The sequence below is a fragment of the Bacteroides sp. MSK.18.37 genome (genome assembly GCF_019129155.2).
Classification (GTDB): Bacteria; Bacteroidota; Bacteroidia; order Bacteroidales; family Bacteroidaceae; genus Bacteroides; species Bacteroides ovatus.
Genome location: NZ_JAHOIB020000001.1, coordinates 4,294,190 through 4,315,332, shown reverse-complemented (window position 1 = coordinate 4,315,332; position 21,143 = coordinate 4,294,190). Strand labels below are relative to the sequence as shown.

General features: G+C 38.6%; 14 protein-coding genes. 9 read left to right on the top strand and 5 right to left on the bottom strand.

Annotated elements, in window-relative coordinates:
• Position 1: 1 nt before the first annotated feature.
• Both KSX81_RS16655 and KSX81_RS16650 read right to left on the bottom strand, forming a co-directional pair.
• Positions 2-1,162, bottom strand: coding sequence for a DUF1735 and LamG domain-containing protein (locus KSX81_RS16655; protein WP_004301372.1), 1,161 nt, complete (start codon positions 1,160-1,162; stop codon positions 2-4).
• A 9-nt stretch (positions 1,163-1,171) separates the two neighbouring features.
• Positions 1,172-2,242 carry a glycoside hydrolase family 18 gene (locus tag KSX81_RS16650; RefSeq protein WP_117685348.1) on the bottom strand — a complete coding sequence of 357 codons (1,071 nt, stop codon included), beginning with the start codon at positions 2,240-2,242 and terminating at the stop codon, positions 1,172-1,174.
• A gap of 236 nt (positions 2,243-2,478) precedes the next feature.
• Here KSX81_RS16650 and KSX81_RS16645 point away from each other — a divergent pair, with 236 nt between their 5' ends.
• From KSX81_RS16645 to KSX81_RS16620, 6 genes are all read left to right on the top strand, one after another.
• Positions 2,479-5,805, top strand: a complete 3,327-nt coding sequence (locus KSX81_RS16645) for a TonB-dependent receptor (protein WP_004301370.1) — start codon at positions 2,479-2,481, stop codon at positions 5,803-5,805.
• Between the two features lie 11 nt (positions 5,806-5,816).
• The gene (locus tag KSX81_RS16640; protein ID WP_004301369.1) at positions 5,817-7,439 is read left to right on the top strand and encodes a SusD/RagB family nutrient-binding outer membrane lipoprotein; all 1,623 of its coding nucleotides are present in this window, start codon (positions 5,817-5,819) and stop codon (positions 7,437-7,439) included.
• 99 nt (positions 7,440-7,538) lie between these two features.
• On the top strand, positions 7,539-8,624 hold the full coding sequence (locus tag KSX81_RS16635) for a glycoside hydrolase family 18 (protein ID WP_004301368.1): 1,086 nt from the start codon (positions 7,539-7,541) through the stop codon (positions 8,622-8,624).
• 11 nt (positions 8,625-8,635) lie between these two features.
• A complete protein-coding gene (locus KSX81_RS16630; RefSeq protein ID WP_004301367.1) occupies positions 8,636-9,802 on the top strand; it encodes a DUF1735 and LamG domain-containing protein in 1,167 nt (388 codons plus the stop codon).
• 25 nt (positions 9,803-9,827) lie between these two features.
• The gene (locus KSX81_RS16625) at positions 9,828-11,252 is read left to right on the top strand and encodes a BT_3987 domain-containing protein (protein ID WP_149944041.1); all 1,425 of its coding nucleotides are present in this window, start codon (positions 9,828-9,830) and stop codon (positions 11,250-11,252) included.
• 32 nt (positions 11,253-11,284) lie between these two features.
• Positions 11,285-12,787: a BACON domain-containing protein gene (locus tag KSX81_RS16620; RefSeq protein WP_217726107.1), complete on the top strand. Its 1,503-nt coding sequence runs from the start codon at positions 11,285-11,287 to the stop codon at positions 12,785-12,787.
• Positions 12,788-13,054: 267 nt separating this feature from the next.
• Here the strand turns inward: KSX81_RS16620 and KSX81_RS16615 are convergent, their stop codons facing one another.
• On the bottom strand, positions 13,055-14,473 hold the full coding sequence (locus tag KSX81_RS16615) for an ATP-dependent RecD-like DNA helicase (protein ID WP_217726108.1): 1,419 nt from the start codon (positions 14,471-14,473) through the stop codon (positions 13,055-13,057).
• Positions 14,474-14,568: 95 nt separating this feature from the next.
• Between KSX81_RS16615 and KSX81_RS16610 the strand changes: the two genes are divergently transcribed.
• The 3 genes from KSX81_RS16610 to KSX81_RS16600 are packed head-to-tail and all read left to right on the top strand — an operon-like array spanning position 14,569 to position 16,549.
• Positions 14,569-15,255 carry a hypothetical protein gene (locus KSX81_RS16610; RefSeq protein WP_008776763.1) on the top strand — a complete coding sequence of 229 codons (687 nt, stop codon included), beginning with the start codon at positions 14,569-14,571 and terminating at the stop codon, positions 15,253-15,255.
• Positions 15,255-16,025 carry a DUF3822 family protein gene (locus tag KSX81_RS16605; protein WP_008776762.1) on the top strand — a complete coding sequence of 257 codons (771 nt, stop codon included), beginning with the start codon at positions 15,255-15,257 and terminating at the stop codon, positions 16,023-16,025. Before KSX81_RS16610 ends, KSX81_RS16605 begins: the two co-directional genes overlap by 1 nt.
• The gene (locus KSX81_RS16600) at positions 16,016-16,549 is read left to right on the top strand and encodes an RsmD family RNA methyltransferase (protein ID WP_004314595.1); all 534 of its coding nucleotides are present in this window, start codon (positions 16,016-16,018) and stop codon (positions 16,547-16,549) included. The genes KSX81_RS16605 and KSX81_RS16600 overlap by 10 nt, the downstream gene beginning before the upstream one ends.
• A gap of 24 nt (positions 16,550-16,573) precedes the next feature.
• Here KSX81_RS16600 and cls read toward each other — a convergent pair whose 3' ends face one another.
• Both cls and KSX81_RS16590 read right to left on the bottom strand, forming a co-directional pair.
• On the bottom strand, positions 16,574-18,013 hold the full coding sequence (gene cls / locus KSX81_RS16595; protein WP_004301164.1) for a cardiolipin synthase: 1,440 nt from the start codon (positions 18,011-18,013) through the stop codon (positions 16,574-16,576).
• A gap of 132 nt (positions 18,014-18,145) precedes the next feature.
• Positions 18,146-21,067, bottom strand: a complete 2,922-nt coding sequence (locus tag KSX81_RS16590) for a TonB-dependent receptor (protein WP_217726109.1) — start codon at positions 21,065-21,067, stop codon at positions 18,146-18,148.
• Positions 21,068-21,143 lie beyond the last annotated feature (76 nt).

Sequence of the window (21,143 nt, the reverse complement as noted above, 5' to 3'; positions counted from 1 at the left end):
ATTAATATATTTGAGGAAGTTCTACAGGAACCCATATCGGATCTTTACTCGCTGTGATATCATTTCCATTGCCAGTACGATCTATAACAACCTTTCCAGACCCCTCATTAAATTTCCAGTAGGCTACAAGTCCTTCACTGGCAGGATTTACTTTATAAGGATTATCTGCAATTTGCTCTGCAGTTCTTTCTACGCTCCAAATACGAACCTCTGAAATTTCTCCCGGAAGCCAGCGGGTACCATCAAAAGAACGACCTATATAGCAATTCTTAGTTAAATTAACCGTACTATTTGCTGACTGGTCTTTATACACCGCCACACCATTCTTATAATAGATTCGGTTTTTATTGACAGTGTTATACACAACAGCTATGTGTACCCATTCGTCTACCGGAAGTCCAATACCTGGTGCGTGATTTGCTGGAGGAAAACTTCCACCTGGCACAAATGCCTGAAGTTGATCACGTGGACGGTCACCATCACCGATACGTATAAGGAAATTACCTTCAATTCCAAAAACAGAACTTAGTGCATTATCACGTTTGGCCACCCAGTCATCACTTCGTACCAATGCTTCCACTGTAATAGTAGTCATCTTGCTTACATCACTATTCCATTTTATCGGAAAATAGTTTTCTTTAATATTAGCTACAACATTAATAAGAGCAGCGCCTTTGATAATAAAATAAGTGGTACGGGCACTCTCAAGAAGTCCAATTCCAGATACATTTGTGATTGTAACAGGCAACACATAACGTCTTGAGTCGTCCAATTGATTCAAATTAACGAAATTCACTATGATATCATCTCCGGAAATTCCTCCGGGTTGAATCGTAACATTCTTCACAGGGATATCATAAAACGCTTCGGGAAGTGCTGTAGCATTATCCCCATAACATAGATTATAGGTAGCTGTTAAAGATGGTTTGGCATCAAAGCTGACTTGGATTTCGTTGTCGACAGGAGCAGCAAGCCGATAAGTAATTTTACGACTGTCAAACAATACATCTTCTTTAATCAGTAAATCTTCAGTTACGGGTACCGAACTTATATAAAGCTTATTGTCATAATGATGTTCATCATTAATATCCGTATCCTTGCAGCTGCTTACCGTAAATGCAGTAAGTGCTATAAATGCTAATTGATAAATATGCAATTTCATATTGTATTTCTATTTATTAGGATTCATTATATGAATAGTTTCACGTACTGTTCCATAAGTATTATTGTAATAATCCTTTTGGATATTGATGATAAAAATACCAGTGCAGGTATAATCTGGTGATGTCTGTACAATCCATTGAGCTGTACCTTGTGCAGCCAATACTTTATTTCCATTTGCATCCCGTGTATCCCAATAACCAATTATCATATCCTTATCTTCCTGTTGAGGAAACTGTGTACAGGCAATAAAACGATCTTTTGGAACAAGATCCGCATTCGTTCCTGCTACGTCTATGCCTGCTTGAATAGCCATAAAAACATTTAATGTCAGATCCTCCATGTTTTTAGAAGAAGCGGTTTTCAGTATCAGATGATTGTATTTATCCAGCATATCCATGTTTTCGGGAGCCAAATACTGCACATAACCGTAAAAAACCAATGTCTTGTCGGTATGCTTAATCCGCCAATCCAACACTCTGCTGAAGAAGTTTTGCTGACGTGCCTTGTATTGTTGTAACACATCTTCTTGCATACCCACCATTGAAAGTCCTGTATAGTCAATTAGGATACCATCATATCCATAACTGTCACATAGAGCCAGCATAGCATCCGTACGTTCATTCAGATATCTTTGTGCATCTTCTTCCGTCAATTCGGAATTATCCTTTGCCTTATTGTTCCATTCTTGTTCTAAACTCTCATAATTAATGCAGGAAAGCGTGCGGATATTCTTCTCGCGTATTTTTACCATTTCGGCCTGTGTTTCAGACGAGAGCTTTTCCGGATTATTCAAACAGATAAAATCCACACTGTCCGGTATAGCGGTGAGACGTTCGGTTTGATTGATTGGGTTAGTTTCCGGATTGTCAAAAGAGACAAAGACTAACTTATGTTCTCCATCCTTGTAGCGTTTCAGATCTCTGATATAGTCAGCATACAGTTGTGGGTTTTGCTCTTCAAATGTAGAGTAATGGATGTTAATGCTTTCTGGGTCTGTCCAGTCTTCGCATGAGGAATACATCATCCCCCACACCATCAATATTGCTGTAAACAAACTGTTTTTTACTATTCTTTTCATATATATTATCACTTAAAGATTTTAATCACATTATTTTCATCCAAGTTCTCTAAGTACTTGGTAAATTCTAAATATAGGTTATTCAAGGAGATATCAGATATTTCTTACTTTTTTCGAAAAAAAGAGAAAATGGACTAAGTGTTTATTATATTAGCATTGTTTTATTAACAAAGGAAGGGAAAGTCGACACTCTTCTTTTTGAGTTTAATAAAATGTATAACCATTAAATTAAATGTATGGAAAGCAAACATTCGCTTCGAAAGTCGAAGTTATTTCGAGCTTTATTGATTCTTTTGTTGATAGCAGTTCCTGTACAATGGGCTGCGGCACAGTTGACCTTATCAACTCCCCGTACAACTTTAGGAACTGTAATTAAACAAATTCAATCACAATCAAAGTACCAATTTTTCTACAATGACAAGCTATCAACTGTCACAGTTGAACCTTTAAAAGTAAAAGATGCTTCTTTAGAGCAAGTTTTAAACACACTTTTGAAAAATAAAGATATCTCTTATAAAATAGAAGAGAATATAATTTATTTATCAGAAAAAGAAAATTCCGATTCACTACAACAACAAAGCGGGAAAGAACGTACTATAACCGGACAAGTTGTAGATGCTAAAGGAGAACCATTGATTGGTGTTAGCATTTTAGTGAAAGGAACAACAGACGGAGCTATTACCGATTTGGATGGTAACTACAAAATTGTGACAAAAAGCAATAACCCAGTTATTGTTTATTCTTATATCGGATATAAGACACAAGAAATCCCTTTGAAAGGACAGACAGCCATTAATATTACGATGATGGATGATACCCAAGTGATTGACGAGGTAGTTGTTACAGCTTTGGGTATTAAGCGTTCAGAGAAAGCTTTGAGTTATAATGTCACACAGGTCGATGCAGAATCAGCTTTAGCTGTAAAAGATGCGAACTTTATTAATTCACTGAACGGAAAGGTTGCGGGTTTAAATATCAACTCTTCTTCTTCTGGTATTGGTGGTGCAAGTAAAGTTGTTATGCGTGGCTCCAGGGGTATCGAACAATCGTCTAATGCTCTTTATGTTATCGACGGTATTCCAATGTATAACCTGAGCGCTTCTGGTGGTTCTGAAGAGATGCAATCGCAAGGCTCTACAGAAGCTATAGCTGATATAAACCCAGATGACATTGAATCAATGTCAGTTTTGTCTGGTGCTGCTGCTGCCGCATTGTATGGTAGCAATGCATCTAATGGTGCTATTGTGATTACAACCAAAAAAGGAAAAGTGGGTCGTGTAGCCTTGACCGTATCTAGTAATACAGAAATGTTATCTCCATTCGTCATGCCACAGTTTCAGAATCGCTATGGAACTTCTGGAACAGATGCTAGTTGGGGTAAAAGATTGAATGAAGCTAATTACCGCGGATACGATCCTGCAAGTGATTATTTTCAGACTGGGCTTATTGGAACAGAATCTGTAACACTTTCTACTGGTACTGAACACAATCAGACATATCTTTCTGCCGCAGCCGTTAATTCGCGTGGCATTATTCCAAATAACAAATACGACCGCTATAACTTTACATTCCGGAACACCACTCTTTTTCTAGAAGATAAGATGAAACTGGATGTTGGTGCTCAATATATTATGCAGAAAGACCGTAATATGGTGAATCAAGGTATTTATGCAAACCCATTGTCTTCTGCTTACCTGTTTCCGCGTGGAAATGACTGGGAAGATTACAAAATGTACGAACGTTATGATTTAGAGCGTAATATGTATACGCAATATTGGCCTCAAGGAGGGGGATCGTTCCGTTTACAAAATCCTTACTGGATTAATTATCGTAACTTGCGTGAAAATGACAAAGATCGTTATATGTTGAGTGCAGCTTTAAGTTACGATATTCTAAGTTGGTTGAACGTAGCTGGACGTGTACGTCTAGATAATTCATACAACACATATACACAAAAATACTATGCCTCTACCATCGCAACTATTGCTGAAGGTGAAAATGGTTTTTATGGTGTAACAAACACTCGTGACAAGCAAACATATGCAGACTTATTGTTGAATATAAATAAAACATTTGGCGAGGATTGGAGTTTAACAGCTAATATCGGAGCATCTTATTCAGACAATCGTTCTGAAGCTCTTGCCGTTAGTGGACCAATTGCAGCGAATGGACTTCCTAACTTTTTCACAGTTGCTCAATTGGATAAAGAAACTGGGAAACGTGAAGAAACTGGTTATCGTGAACAAACACAATCTATATTTGCATCTGCAGAAGTTGGTTATAGAAGTACTTACTACTTGACTCTTACCGGACGTAATGATTGGCCAAGTCAATTAGCGGGACCGAACTCAAAACAGTCTTCTTTTTTCTACCCGTCAGTAGGAGGCTCTGTTGTTTTGTCTGAACTTTTCAAATTACCTGAAAGTATTTCATACTTAAAACTACGTGCTTCTTGGGCATCCGTAGGTCTACCATTTGGACGCTTCCTTGCTTATCCAACTTTTTCATGGAATACTTCAACAGGAGCATACTCTTCTCAGTCTGCATATCCATTGTATGATTTGAAACCGGAACGTACAGATTCTTGGGAAGTAGGTCTTACTGCACGTTTCCTTAAACATTTCAATTTTGATGTTTCATTCTATAATACCAAGACTTACAATCAAACCATGGATGCAAAGCTTTCTCCAACAGGAGGCTATAGTACATTCTATGCGCAGACTGGTAACGTACGTAACCGTGGTGTAGAACTTTCACTTGGTTACAAGAATACATGGAACAAGTTTTCATGGAGTTCTAACTACACATTCAGTGCCAATAAAAACAAGATTTTAAGCCTGATTGATGGTTACATAAACCCTGTAACCGGTGAAGAAATAACAAAAGACCGTATGGATGTAGGTGGTTTATCAAAGGCACGGTTCATTCTAAAAGTAGGTGGATCTTTAGGTGATCTCTACTCACAGTCTGACTTGCTTCGAGATTCAAATAATAAGATTTATGTAAATGCCGATGGAAATGTAGCAGTGAATGACAAAGCTGATGATATTTATTTAGGATCTGTTTTTCCAAAAGCTAATATGGCATGGCGCAATGACTTTCAATATGGTAACTGGGGACTTGGCTTCCTTCTTACTGCCCGTTTGGGAGGAGTCGTTTACTCTGCGACTCAAGCCGTTCTTGACTCCTATGGTGTATCCGAAGCTACAGCAGCAGCTCGTGATAATGGTGGAGTCGTGATAAACGGCAACGATATGATTGACGCGCAAAAGTGGTATACAGTGGTTGGTGCCGACAGCGGTATTCCTCAATATTACACTTATAGTGCTACCAATTTACGTCTGCAAGAAGCTTCTGTCAGCTACACTATCCCAAGAAAGAAATTGAAAAATATTATGGATATCACTCTTTCGCTGGTAGGTCGTAACTTGTGGATGATTTATTGCAAGGCTCCTTTCGATCCTGAATCTGTAGCCACTACAGGTAACTATTACCAGGGAATTGATTACTTTATGATGCCTAGCCTTCGTAGCGTAGGATTCAATTTGAAACTTAAATTCTAAAAACGGAAAAGATGAAGAAAAATACAATAATACAGTTTATAGCCACTGGTATGTTTCTTTTCGGTGCAACTGCATGTACAGGAAACTTTGAAGATTACAATAAAAATCCTCATGAACCAGACCAAAATGACATGGGAGTAGATTGGTATTTGGTAAGATCATTAGCTCTTAATTTACAAGATTTGATGATGCCAGAACAAGAGAACTTTTCTCAATATGTAGACTGTTTGATGGCAGGAGCATTTTCGGGATATGTAGCAGACTCCAATTTGGGTACAGGCTGGTCTGGTCGTTACGCAACTTATAATCCTTCAGACGATTGGAAAAAAATTCCATTCAATGATTTTTATTCAAAGTTTTATCCTGATTACTTCAATTTGAAAAATCAAAGCGATGATGAACTTTTCTTATCGTTGGCCGAGTTATATCGTATCGTCGTAATGTTACGTGTAACAGATACATATGGTCCCATCCCTTATTCAAAAGTAGGTGCAGCTAATGCGATCAAATCCCCTTATGATTCTCAGCAAGCTGTCTATGCCAAAATGCTAGAAGATTTGGATAATATTATTACAGTATTAGGAAAGTTTGGCAACCAAAGCTTCAGCTCAAGTGCTGATAGAATTTATAATGGCAATACATCAGCATGGTATAAGTTTGCCAACTCTTTGAAGCTAAGAATGGCGATGCGTACTTGCTATGTAGCAGGATTTAACGTGAATGGAAAAACATCACAGCAATTGGCTGAAGAAGCTGTAGCAGCAGGTGTTATGACTGCTGCAACTGATGGCGCTTATCGTAAAGTTGCCGATCATAATCCATGGCAACGTTTTATGGTACTATGGTCAGATGCACGAATTTCAGCGGATTTAACCTGCTACATGAATGCATACAACGATCCTCGTCGCGAAGCATATTATGATAAAAGTACTTTTGGCACCGTGTCGGGAAATGCATATACTGGAGAAGAAAGTTATGTAGGTTTACGTCGGGGTATTCTGCAAGGACAATATAACTCCTGGTCACAAGGCTCTTCTTGTATGAAAGTCACTACGAGTGATAATATAGTTGTGTTCCGTGCATCAGAAGTCGCTTTCTTGCGTGCTGAAGGAGCTCTTCGTAACTGGAACATGGGAGGAACAGCTAAAGACTTCTATGAGGAAGGAATCCGTTTGTCGTTTGAAGAAAACGGAATTACCAGTGGAGTCGAAAATTATCTTGCAAGTACGGGAAAAGTAGAAGCATATAAAGATCCACTGAAAGGACAAAGTGCCCAAACTTATGATTACTCTGGAGCTATTAATACAAATGTAACTGTGGCATGGTCTGGAGGTGATTTTGAAAAAAGCTTAGAACAGATTATTACTCAAAAATGGATTGCAAACTTTCCAAATGGTATGGAATCATGGACTGAGTACCGTCGTACAGGCTATCCTAAATTAATGCCAATGGCAGCAAATGCAAGTGGAGGAATTGTTAATGATGCGGAAGGTGCACGACGCATGCCATATCCAACTGATGAATATCGTGAAAATAGAGAAAGCGTAGAAGCAGCAGTTGCGACATTGACACAAGAGTCCAAGACTAAAAGAGGAGATACGATGGCAACTCACGTATGGTGGGACTGTAAATAAATCAACCAATGAGTAACAAAAAATAAAAATATATACCAAGTACTTAGAGTACTTAGTATATTAAATTATACAAATAAAATTACCTTAATTATAGCATATATGAGAAGAAAAATAAAATATCTCATGCCTGTAATGCTGGCATGTTCTATGATGCAGTTCTCGTGTTCTGACTGGACAGATCCAGAAAGCATCAATATACATACTCCTTCTATGGAGGAACAAAATCCGGAACTTTATGCTCAATACCTGGAATCTCTCAACAACTTTAAAGCAACAGACCATCAGGTAGTAATTGTTTCAGTTAATAATGTAAGTACTGTAACAACCTCACGCAGTCAACATCTTACTGATATGCCTGACAGTCTCGACTATATTTGTCTAAACAATACAATGGAAGTAAATCAGGCAAATATATCTGAGATGAAGGAAGTACGTCGATTGGGTACAAAAGTATTGGGATTAGTTGATTTCGATGCTATAGAAAGTGCATGGAAAAAGATTCTTGAAGAAGAAGCAGCCAACGCTGTACCTAATCCCGAATCTGATGAAACAGAAAATGGAGAAGAAGGAGAAGAGACTGTCGACGATGCAACACGTTTTATTGAATACTGCAAAAGTGAGATCACTAAACAAATCGCCGCAAGTAACGCTTTAGATGTAGATGGAATTGTAGTGAATTATACAGGCTTCGACCTCAATTCGCTTGTTGAAGAGAATGAAATTGCCGCTGAAACAGCACGTCAAGGAGCATTCTTTGACGCGGTAGCTAACTGGAAAGTTGCGAATACTAATAAGGACTTGCTTTTCAAAGGTTACCCGCAGAACGTTATTGGTAAAAGTCTGCTTTCTGATTGTAAATACATCATTGTCAATGCGCATGGAGCAAAAAACCAATACGAGATGTCTTATCTCATACTCATGGCATCAGCAAAAAACGTACCAACCGACCGCTTCATCATGGGAGTAACAACGCCTTATCTTACCAATTCGGGGAGTTACAATGGTGAACTCGGAGATGGCTCATCTGCCATCATTGGAGCTGCTCAATGGGCAGTGGCAAAGACGCCTGACTACACCAAAGCTGGAATTTCAATTGATGCAGCGGAAAAAGACTATTTTAATGCCAGCAATGTATACCCAACCTTAAAAGAAGCTATAAGTATATTGAGTCCAACCGTTAAATAAAAAACTGCCTTATGAAATTAAACAATTTAATATTTACAGCTCTTGCCGGTTTCTCAATAATTCTTGCCGGTTGCCAGAACAACGATGAAAATGAACAGCATTATGACAATAAACTCTTCATTTCGGCATCGAACTTTACTAAGGAAATACTGTTCAAAGCTGGTGATACAAATGTAGAAACTGGTCTTTCAGTAGCCATAGCAAAGCCTGAAGAACATGATATCAAAGTGACTATGTCACCTGCTCCCGAACTTTTATCAACTTATAAACTGGCATATTACGATGAAACTGCAGTACTTCTTTCTGAAGAACATTATTCAATGCCAGAAACTTCGACTACCATCAAATCAGGTAGTATAGTTAGTCCAGAATTGCCTATTGAATTCATTAATACAGGAGAACTTGATATCAAAACCACTTATGTGCTTCCAGTCACTATTAAATCAGTGGAAGGAATCGGCGTTTTGCAAAGTGCTAAGACATATTATTATGTATTCCGCGGAGCATCACTTATTAATGTGGTATGTAATATCAGTCGTAATCGTGCTTATCCGGACTTCAAGAATGACTCCAAATTCAATAATCTAACGGAGAATACGATGGAGATACTGTTCAAGGCCAATTCATTCCCTAATACTCTGAACACGTTGATGGGTATCGAAAGCAATTATTTGCTCCGTATCGGTGACGCAACCATTCCGAATAACCAACTTCAAGTAGCTACTTCTGTTAACAATTGTACAAGCGCAGACCTTCAACTTGAAAGTGGCAAGTGGTATCATGTAGCTGTCGCATTCAATAAAGGTAATGTCAAAGTATATATCAATGGCGTAGAAAAGCTTTCCGGTTCAACGGGAAAGAGTTCTGTTAGTCTTGGTGCTAAACATACCAATGAGGAAGACGGCTCACGTTGTTTCTGGGTAGGTTATTCCTATAAAGATGACCGCTATTTTGATGGCGTCGTTTCCGAAGTACGAATCTGGAATCGTGCATTAACAGCAGAAGAAATTCAGGCAACAAATCACTTCTACACAATAGAACCTGAATCGGAAGGGCTCATTGCATATTGGAAATTCGACGAAGGTTCGGGTACAGTAGCTAAAGATTACAGCGTGAGTGGCTATGATTTGACAATCGAAAAAGAACCTAAATGGGAATCTGTTTCATTGCCTCAATAATAAATCATTTAACTAAGAATTGAATATGAATATGATAAACAATATCAAATATGCTTTCCTGCCAGTGGTAATGTTCACTATGGCAACCTTCACATCTTGTGAGGAAGACATTGAAATAGGAAACAAGATAGATGAATCTTCTTATTTGGCATCGACTCAACTGAGCGGATTATTATTGGACGAAAATACGAATAAAAACAGTTCGGTAATCGAGCTCCGAAATAATGAATATAGCACTAATGTGGTATTCCGTCTTTCTAAACTACCTCAAAAAGGAGTAGATGTTCAAATAGCTGTCGAGGAATCATATGCAGCTATATACAACACTATCCATGAAACGGATTTCGAAGTGTTTCCTGCCGCTAATGTGAAAATCGCAAATAATGGTACTTTTGTACTTGCCCCAGATGATAAAGTTACCCCAAGCGTGAAAGTTACACTGACTGCGTTTGATGGAATGGAAGAGGATAAAACCTACATAGTACCTTTGACAGTAACATCTTCTACTGAAGGAGTAACATTTACTGAAACGTCCAAGCATATGGTGATTCTCGTTCAAGATTATCGCAACAAACCTAATACTAACAAAGGAGAAGATGCGGTACAAACAGTTCTTTATTTCGAAGTTAATGATACTAACCCGCTCAATGCCCTTGAGTTTCTGACTGAAAGTGGTAAATATTTTTTCGACCATATCGTACTTTTTGCTGCTAATATCAATTGGGATCCAGAGAAACAACGAGTATATTTAGCGAACAATGAAAATGTTCAATTCTTGCTCGACAATAATGATAAGTATCTACAACCATTGCGTAAAGCTGGTATGAAAATTATTATCAGCATCCTTGGTAATCATGACGAAGCTGGTGTCGCTCAACTTTCGGATATGGGAGCTAGGGAATTCGCCCGGGAACTGGCAGCTTATTGCCGTGCTTATAATCTGGACGGCGTCGCTTTCGATGACGAATATTCGAACTCACCAGACCTTTCAAACCCCTGGCTTGCAAGCCCATCAGCTTATGCAGGTTCACGATTAATGTATGAATGTAAAGCTGTCATGCCGGAAAAAATTGTCTCGCTCTATAACCTTGGCAACATGTATTCAAGTAGTCTCCAAGTTATCGATGGTATCGAACCTGGTCAGTATTGCGATTATGCTGTAGCTGACTATGGTGGTGCTGCTGGGCCAGGTACCGGTATGACATTGAAACAGTGTGCTGGTATGTCAATAGAACTAAGACGAGGCAGTGGCAACTCAAGTGAATCTACAGCGCGTTCTAGAAAAGAAGCTGGTTATGGATACTACATGTTCTTCGCACTTGACCCATCATTATATGGTTCACAAGTATATAGATGCCAATCCGTTTGTAAAGGTTTGTACGATGAAACATTAGTTTATCCAAGTTACTATTATAAAAAGAATAGTACAGAACGTGAAGCTATTAACTGATTAATGTATATTTTACCTTAAAAAGAATAGATATGAAATTATTTAAGAATTTAATGATAGTGTTATCGGTATCCCTCCTACTATGGGGTTGTTCTGATGATGATGAATCAATCAATAATGGTAATTCAACAATCTCACTATCGACCAATATACTCCAAGTGGATAAAAATGGAGGGGATGCTACAGTTACTGTAACAAGCTCCGATAACTGGCGGTTGTCAGGAATATGTGATTGGGCACATCCGTCAATAACTTCAGGTAAAGATGGTGATGTAGTTACTTTTACCATCGATCCTAACAAATTAGATGAAAAGCGTACTGCAACCTTCAAGTTTTTCACAGGTTCTTCAGTTGTGCCACTACAAGTAGAGTCTCAACCTGCATATATAATGGATTTACTTTCTGACGAAGCTCTTTCTATTACTAAAGAAAAAAGTACTGTGAGAATTCAACTTAATACCAATGTGACCGACCCAACGATAACATATAGTGACGGTGGTGAAGAGTGGCTGACATTCGATAGACGTAATGAATTCGGTGGCAAAGTAACTTTATCATTCACTGCTGCCGAGAACAAGACATATAAAGATCGTAGTACAAAAATTACAATCTCAAGCCCACTCGTTACTGAAAGTGTCAATGTAGATATTAATCAAAAACAAACAGATGCAATTATCACCGAAAGTAACACTTTAACATATGATCTAACAGCACGAACTATCTCTTTTAAAGTGAAATACAACGTCAATTACGCTATTTCCATAACAAAAGGGAAAGATTGGATTACTGATCAATCAATTTCCGAACCACAAAAAGGCGATGATGGTTTGACTACGGTTACTGTTACTTATAAACTATCCGCATCACCAGCTTCGCGTGGAGGTACAATTCATATTGCCCAAACCAGTGGTACATTAGTAAAAGATATTGCTATTGTTCAAAAAGATCCGGACGCCAGCCCTGTGGAAATTCCAGATGCCGTTCTTCGAGCACTTTGTATATCTAACGGTTGGGCTCTCCCTATTGATGATACCAAATGTATTATTCTTGAAGAAGGATTAAACGCAACTTCATTCTCTAACACCTCATACTCTAACCAGATTAAAGATTTAACCGGAATAGAGTATTTCCCTAACCTGACTTCATTACGTTTAGGTTATTGTTCAAACATGAAAAAGCTTGATATTTCAGGTTTACATAAGGTATCATCACTCACATTTAATAGCCCTACTATTTGTGAAGAGTATAATTTGGGAGATAATCCAATTACTAGTTTCAATGCAGGAGGTAGCTATGTTTATTCGGAGGCAGAAAGTCTTAAAGTCATCAGTAGTAAACTTGAGTCTTTGGATTTAAGTCTTGTTTCCTGGTATGCAAGTTATGATTATGTTACGTCAATTGATGCTTCGGAATGTCCAGCATTAACAAACTTAAACGCCAATCGTAGCAGCAAAATTAAGACTCTTTATTTAAAGACTGGTCAAGTGATACCAAAGTTAACTAAGAATGATGCAACTACTATTGTTTACAAATAATTAATATATAGAGAAATAATTTATAGAGAATCCCTTTATTTACTCTTTCCAAATCTGTGAATAGAGTCAAATAAAGGGATTATTGCTATCTATTTTTATCTAATGCTAGCTCTTATCTTAAAATACTCTTTTCATCTATAAACAAACCACAACCAGTACTCAAAGACTTTTTTGAATCCAACAATATTGAAATCAACTGATTATATAATCAATGTAACCTTAAAACTCTAAATCATATAAAGATTAAGAGTCATTCAAAAAACAAAACTATTCCACCTGCTCTTTCGGGTAATTCACCAAATACAGTGTCTTTGTCGCCCGAGTAAAAGCTGTATACAACCACCGGAAATAATCCGGAGTCAAATACTCATCTGTCATATACCCCTGATCTAAAAACACATTCTGCCACTGTCCGCCTTGCGCTTTATGACAGGTTATTGCGTATGCATATTTCACCTGCAAAGCATTGTAATGCGGATCGGCTTTCATCTTTTTCATCCGGTCTCTTTTGTTTGGAATATCTATATAATCCTCAAGTACCGTATAGAACAATCGGTCATTGTCTTCTTTCGGCAATGCAGGTGAGTCCGAATGTAAAGTGTCTAATAATAGATTCGCATCCAATTCAAAATCATTCTGATCAGGAAAGCGGAGAGTAACTTCGGCAAAACGAAAACCATATATTTCACGAGTTCGACGAACACGCCGGACAACTGCAATTTCTCCATTAGCTATAAAATCCATCTCCTTATATTTCTCCGTCCAATAGTAATTATTTTTGGCTATCATCAACATATCTCCTGTATTCAATTCATCTTCACGCCAAAGAATTTGAGCACGTATTCCATTGTTATATAGGTTTGCACGTTTATTGGAACGACAGACAACAATCGTCTCATCCATACCATCATGATCGTAGCAATTAGTTAGTTCCTCTATCAGTTCAGTTCCCGGCACCAGTTTAATATCAGGAAAACCTGCTATTTTTATCTCAGGCAGAGAATAACAATCATCCTCTGCTATCAATTGCCTCAACTGTGTGGCATTCCATAATATTCCGGATTCTTGCACCTGACGGACTACTTGAGTAAGATCAATCTCACGTACTTCAAGTCCATACCCCTTCAATGCATCGGAAAAAAGTGCCGGGCTTAACTCCTCTCCTACCGGAGGAAGCTGCGCGGTATCACCCATTAACAAGAGACGACATCCCTGTCCTGAATAAACAAATTGTACCAAATCGTCCAATAAACGACCTGTTCCAAACACACTCCCCGACAGTCCTTCGTTTGAAATCATGGAAGCCTCATCAACGATGAATAAAGTATTTGTAGCCAAATTGTCATTAATTGAAAAATTACTAAGCTCATTCGAAAAAGACTGTTGCCTATATATTTTTTTATGAATAGTAAAAGCTGGATGTCCTGCATACGCTGAAAAGACTTTTGCCGCACGTCCTGTAGGAGCCAACAATACAGATTTCTGCTGCAACTGATCCATGGTTTTCACCAATGCCCCCACTAACGACGTCTTACCGGTACCGGCATACCCTCTTAAGATAAAGACTTCATCTGCCAGTGTGGACAGCAGAAACTTTGAAAGAGATTTTACAGCAATTTCCTGCTCTAAAGTTGGTTGGTAAGGAAAATTTTCCTTAATTTGCCTTTCTAAATAGTTATTTATCATTTTTGTACGAGAAAAAAGTTCGAGGAACTATCGTATTTAAATTTATTTATTCTATTTTTGCGATGCGAATATAACAACTAAAAACATAATTTATCATGAAAACAGTATTTAATATTGTATTGGTGCTTTGTGCTGCTGCACTGATTTACATCTGCTACACCAGCATTATGGGTCCTATCAATTTTGAAAACGCAAAAAAAGACAGAGAAAAAGCAGTCATTGCCCGTTTGATTGACATCCGTAAGGCACAACAGGAATACCGTTCGCTGCACCGCGGAATGTATGCACCTCAATTAGACACATTGATTGATTTCGTTAAAAATCAAAAATTGCCGTTCGTCATGAAGATAGGAATGCTAACTGACAAGCAATTGGAAGACGGACTGACTGAAAAGAAAGCCATGGCTATCATCGAAAAAGCTAAGAAAACAGGCAAATATGATGAAGTTAAGAAATGGGGACTTGAAAACTTCAAACGTGACACTATGTGGGTAGCTGTATTGGATACTATCTATCCAAAAGGATTCAATGCCGACTCTATGAAATATATTCCTCACGGAAATGGTGCTCAATTCGAGATGAATGTGAAAAATGACACTGCTAAGTCTGGTGCTCCGGTATATTTGTTTGAAGTGAAAGCTCCATACGAAACTTATTTGAGCGGACTTGACAAACAAGAAATCATCAACCTAAAAGACCTGGATTCTAAACTTGGCAAATATAGCGGCTTGATGGTAGGTTCTATCGATACTCCAAACAATGGTGCTGGTAACTGGGAATAATGATTGATTTTACTAAATCAAAACAATATACTTTATCCATCCGTCTTAGTACGGATGGATTTTCTTTTTCTATCTATAACCCGATTCATGACGATTCGCTTTCAATAATAGAGAAAGAGATAAATGCGTCTTCATCCCTTACAGCAAATCTAAAAACACTCTTTCACGAATCGGATTTCCTCAGTCATCCTTACAAACGAGTAAACATTATGATGGCAGGCAAGCGTTTTACGATTGCGCCATTAGAATTGTTTGAAGAGGAACAGGCGGAACTTCTGTTTTATCATAATCATCAGAAAAAAGAAAATGAAACGGTGCTCTATAATATTCTAAGAAAGAATAATGTAGCTGTCATCTTCGGCATAGACAAAAGCGCACAGACCTTTTTGAATGAACAATATCCCGAAGCTCGTTTCTATTCTCAATCTACTCCATTCATCGATTATTTTTCTGTAAAAAGCAGATTGGGAAACAGTAAGAAGATGTATGCTTCTATACGCAAAGACGGCATTGACATCTATTGCTTTGAACGAGGACATCTGCTTCTGGCTAATTCCTTTGAATGTACGCACACAGAAGACCGTATTTACTATTTATTGTACGTCTGGAAACAACTGGAGTTTAATCAAGAACGGGATGAGTTACACCTAACCGGAATACTTCCGGAGAAAGACGTTTTAATGAGTGAATTGAAAAAGTTTATCCTACAGGTATTCATCATGAATCCTGCAACTAATATTGATATGCAAGCCTTATTAACATGCGAGTAATCAGCGGTATTTACAAACGAAGAAGATTTGACGTGCCTCGGACATTTAAAGCACGCCCTACGACAGATTTCGCCAAAGAAAATCTGTTTAATGTACTCAATAACTATATCGATTTTGAAGAAGGAATAACAGCTCTTGATTTGTTTGCCGGGACAGGAAGCATCAGTATCGAACTGGTATCCCGTGGATGCGACCGTGTTATCAGCATTGAGAAAGATCCTGCACATCACTCATTCATCTGCAAAATTATGAAAGAGGTGCAGACAGACAAATGTCTGCCGATACGCGGAGATGTATTCAAGTTTATCAAAAATGGCCGCGAACAGTTCGACTTCATCTTTGCCGATCCTCCCTACGCTTTAAAAGAGTTGGAAACAATACCCGAATTAATCTTTCAGAATAATCTTCTCAAAGAAGGAGGATTATTGGTACTGGAGCATGGAAAAGATAATAATTTCGAAGAAAATCCACATTTCCTTGAGAGAAGGGTGTATGGAAGTGTGAACTTCTCACTATTCAGATAAGATCCAAATACAATTTCATCCTTATTAAAGCAGCGGAGCCAATAAACGCACGATAGACTCCGCAGCTTTTTGTCTCCACGAACGTCTGCCCCAATTCTTCAAAAAGATCTGTGTACTTTCGCGCTGGTCCTGAAGAAATATTTCTTTCATTTCAAGGGCAGTTTCTACGTCATACATAAAAGCATTCACCTCAAAGTTATGCTCAAAGCTACGGAAGTCAACATTGGTAGAGCCTACAGTGGAAAGCATATCATCTGAAACCATCAGCTTAGAATGTAGAAAACCTTTCTTATAAAAATAGACCTTAACACCTGCCTGCATCACATCTGCCAAATAAGAACGCGATCCAAGATGAGTTATCCAGTTATCTGCACGTTCCGGTAACATCAAGCGTATATCCACCCCAGACAATGCTGCTGTTTGCATAGCTGCTAATATTGGTTCTGTAGGCAAAAAATAAGGTGTTTGCATATAGAAATATTTTTTTGCACTGGTAATGGCAACAGTCAATCCCTGCATGATTTCTTTCCAAGGCCCGATAGGCTCACTCGTGACAATTTGCACTAAAGAACTTCCGCAAGAGTCAATCTTCGGAAAATAACGGGAAGCGGTTATCAACGTACGGTCTACAAAATACCAATCAAGCAAAAAAGCCGTTTGTAAACCATGCACTGCCTTGCCTTCCAACATGATATGCGTATCTCGCCAAATCCCCCAAGAAAAGCCACGCATATAACGTTCTGCCAGGTTCATTCCCCCAACGAAGCCCACGCGTCCGTCAATAACGACAATCTTTCTATGGTTGCGGTAATTCACCCTACTGGTAAATAAAGGAAAACGTACTTTCAAAAAGCTCCTGACTTCAATACCGGCATTGCGCATTTCTTCAAAAAAACGATTAGGCACATGCCAGCAACCTACATCATCATAGATAACCCGTACTTCAACCCCGTGAGAAGCTTTTTCTATCAGCACATCCCTGACCATACGCCCGATAGCGTCATCTTCAAAGATGTAATATTCCATGTGGATATGCTGCTTCGCTTTTTGCAGTTCACGCAACAATGATTGAAGTTTGGTATATCCTTCGGTATAGACTGCCACACGGTTCCCCTCAAATGGAAACGCTTGATTCGTTTGCTGGAAAAGCTGAATAAGACGGGAGTATTCATAAGGAACGTCCGAACAATCCTGTGCGAGATATTCGGCCATTGGTTTCTTCAATAAGCGGTCGTAGCTTTTTTGCCCAATGATACGTTCGCGACGTTGACTCCGCCCAAAGAAAAAATAAAAGACAAGTCCGACAATAGGAAGGAAAAGTAATATGAGTATCCATGCCATGGTTTTAACTGGATTCCGGTTGTCAAGAATGATGATGACAATCGTACCGATAATGGCTCCAAAATAAAGAATATCAAAAGCCACTGTTGCTATCTGGCTAAGCATATAGTTCCAATCAATCATAGGAATCTCCTTTCATACGAATACTAAACAACAAATATAGAGTAAATTCTCGGATTAACAAAGAAGTCCCGGCAACAACATTGAATCGTTGTGCCGGGACTTCCTGTTTTTATTTAAACCTATTACTCTGCTTTAGTGTGGTCTGCCACCTCCAAAGCCACCACGCGGGCCACGAGGTCCACCACCATCAAAACCGCCATGACGCATATTGCCGCGAGCTTCTTTATTTCCAAAAACATTCAGACGATAAGAGAAACGAAGCATGCAGTAGCTATTAATTCCGTTATATTCAGAAACAGAACGCATATCGGCTGTTAACGAACGGCTGATATTAGATTGCTGCCGCAGAATATCATATACTTCAAAACTGATGGTTGCGGCATTGCCTTTCAGGAAGTTTTGGGCAATCTGTGCATTCCAAATAAGTTCATTCTTATTCATACTGGCATCACGATAACCACGACGAGCGTTATTAGTGATATTGGTAGACAACGTCATACTCCAAGGTAAAGAGATATTAGTACTTGCACCATAACCAAATGTATAGGGTTCTTGATTGTTTTCCGGACGCAGTTGATTTCGCTCAAAGTTATAGTTGATTGAACCATTCAAGGTAAATTCAAACCAGTCGTTACGGAAAGTTCCATTCAGATTCTCTCCGAAAGTCAGTGTCGTACTAGTGTTCTTGTCATTTATTTTAGTATCGTCATTAAAAAGATAAGAAACTGCATTGGTATAATTAGCACGGGAGAAAGAATTTATGGTAAACCGCTTGTCTCTCAATGCTGTATTGAATCCAAACATTCCCATCGCATTCCAGTTTCCGTTGATATTCTCCGGTTTAACAGTCACTCCACCAGTACTCTGATTATAAGTAGTGGCATTAGTAATGCTATTTTGAGTCATATTCAAGTTTACATGAGCCATCATGCCACGCTGTTTATCTGCATTATAAGTATTATAAAACAAACGCATAGAATGAGAGAAAGAAGGTTTCAATCCCGGATTACCCTTACGGATATTCAACGGATTAGAGTCATCAGTTACATCAAGCAAATTTTCCATACTCGGCTGGCTTGCACGTCCCCGATAGGTAAAGCGCAACTGGCTGACTTTAGAAAATCTGTAACGAAAATCAACGTTAGGAGCAAAATTGAACACATTTCTTTTTACTACAGTATCTACTTCGGCTTTCTTATAATCCAATCTGGTGTTCTGCGGTTGCAAAGATACTCCAAAGTTCAATCTATATTTCTCGCGGATAATATTTAGTCCTGCATTAATATCATGGTTATAATATTTATATTGAGCATACTTACTCAAATCTCTATCTTTATTCTCTTCATATCCTACAGGCAGACCATCACCAAAATTCCAAAACCAATCCTGTCCTTTATCGGCATCAGGAATCAAGCTGTATGTACTTCTGTCACTTTCACTATATTTATATTGAAATTTATAGCGGAACTGTAAGAAGGTAGCTCTCGCTATCGGTTCGCTATAGGTCAGTTCGGCAGTATAATCATAATTTTTGGTTGGAGAAGTAGTATATTGTTTACGCTCATCATCTTCTTTTTTTGCATTATCATCAAAATAACGCGTCAATGATTCACTAAACTGTTCGCTGTCATTATCTCCATAACTAAATGTACCACGGAAAGTGATGTTTCGTCCCTGATTATTCAATCTACGATTCACTTGCAAAGAAGCATTTGCAGAGAGATTCTGCCCTTCAGATTTTGATTCACTATTACTGGCGTTGACACGAATAGCTTCTAAAGGATCATCCGTACTTCCCCAGAAAATCTTATTCAAAAACTCATTAGGATTAATTATAAAATTAAATGGATCTCCATTAAAAGTTCCCGATTCGGAAATAGAATAACTATTAGACTTTCCATAAGAAACGTTCGGACGGAAAATGATATTTGTCAATGTGTCCGGTTTCCACTCCAACCGAAAGTCTGCATTAAAGTTCGTATTCTTATTGCGGCCTTTACTGTTCGAATTTGAATAAGAATTTCCATTTTGCAGGAAACGTTCCGAGTAGTTTGTAGATGTTGCATCCCGATCACTGAAATTATAACGGGCACTACCTCCCAGTTCCAATTTTTCAGTCTGGGTAGCAAAGTTAGCCCCTAACATCTTGGTAGCAGTCAAACCATTGCTGTTCCGGAAACGAGGTCCGCCACCTCCACCGGAGAATCCCTGATCGTTCACATTATTAGCAGAACCGATTAAAGAGAATTGGCTATTATCGACAAAACGATTCAACATCAAGTTGCTTCCGTAACGATCTTCTGTACCACCGGCAACACTTGCATTACCAAACCAACCTTGATTCATACCTTTCTTCACTTTCAGGTCAAGAACAGTTTCTTCTTCTCCGTCATCTATTCCGGTAACACGTGCCAAATCAGACTTTTTATCGTACGTCTTCAGTTTGTCGATCATGTTGACCGGTAAGTTCTTCAATCCGGTTTTCACATCACCGCCAAAGAACTCTTTACCATCCACCATAATCTTCTTTACTTCTTTACCATTGATTTTGACGTTACCGTCATCGTCTATTTCTGCTCCCGGAAGTTTCTTCACCAACTCTTCGAGCATCGCCCCTTCGGGAGTACGGTAAGCTGTTGAGTTATATTCCAGCGTATCTTCTTTCACGACCACCTGCGGAGCTTCGGCAGTAATCACCGCTTCCTTCAGCATGACAGCATCAGGGTCCAATGTAATGGTTCCCAATTTTTTATCAGTGGCGTTAGCAGATAATTGTACCGGTACGAGCTTGGTTCGGAATCCAATATAGGAAACTTTCAACACATATTTTCCAGCTTTTACTTTGGGGAGAGTAAACCATCCCTGGTTACTACTGGCTATACCGGCGGCATAAGCACTATCAGGTAATGATAGCAATTGAACTGTAGCCTGCGCTGCGGGCTCTTTAGTATCGGATTCCACCACACGTCCCGAAACGGTAATAACCTTATTCTGTGCAAAAATTGAGAAGGTGCATAGCAACATCAGCACCAACCCTGCTGAAAATCTTTTCATTTACCTTATTTACGATTATATTAGTAGCAATAACAATGTCTTTTTGACAAATCGAATCGCAAAAGGTTTAATTGAA